Source organism: Parabacteroides sp. AM08-6, assembly GCF_003473295.1.
GTDB lineage: Bacteria > Bacteroidota > Bacteroidia > Bacteroidales > Tannerellaceae > Parabacteroides.
Genome location: NZ_QRMP01000062.1, coordinates 1 through 522, shown reverse-complemented (window position 1 = coordinate 522; position 522 = coordinate 1). Strand labels below are relative to the sequence as shown.

Genomic DNA, 522 nt, shown 5'->3' with positions numbered 1-522 from the left:
TTTTCTGTGTTTTTCATGTTGGTTCACACAAGCCATGTAAACCGAGATGTAACCATGAGTACAACAGTCAGTGTCGTATGTTACAAATCTAAAGTATTGAAAAACAATGAGTCACCTTTGATGTTGCGTGTCTGTAAAAACGGAAAACGAAAGTATGAAAGCATTGGTATATCCCTTAATCCCAAATACTGGGATTTCAAAGCCAATAAACCTACTTCAAATTGTCCTAACAGAGAGCATATCGAAAAGGTGATTACGGAGAAAAGGAGAGCCTACGCAGATAAAATTCTGGAATTAAAGGCCATGGTGTTAACGACATATATATACATTCTTCTGTTTTCGGTGCTGAAAATATCCAAAGACTGGAGTTTATTCTTCAACATGCTAATCATCAACCCGGTTGTATACTAAGAAATAAGGTAGATAAGTTACTGGTGAAACCTATGATTGAAGCGATTATCAGGGAATATATTAACCGAAGTTTATACAGCAAGGAGATTATAACACAAATAATTAATACGA

Annotated in this window: 1 protein-coding gene and 1 pseudogene; both read left to right on the top strand. The window is 35.2% G+C overall.

Annotation, left to right across the window (positions count from 1 at the left end):
* Positions 1–15 precede the first annotated feature (15 nt).
* Positions 16–411: an Arm DNA-binding domain-containing protein gene (locus DW103_RS17720; protein ID WP_370453493.1), complete on the top strand. Its 396-nt coding sequence runs from the start codon at positions 16–18 to the stop codon at positions 409–411.
* A pseudogene (locus DW103_RS17715) lies at positions 312–522 on the top strand (AraC family transcriptional regulator); the annotation flags it as partial. The gene DW103_RS17720 and the pseudogene DW103_RS17715, both read left to right, overlap by 100 nt.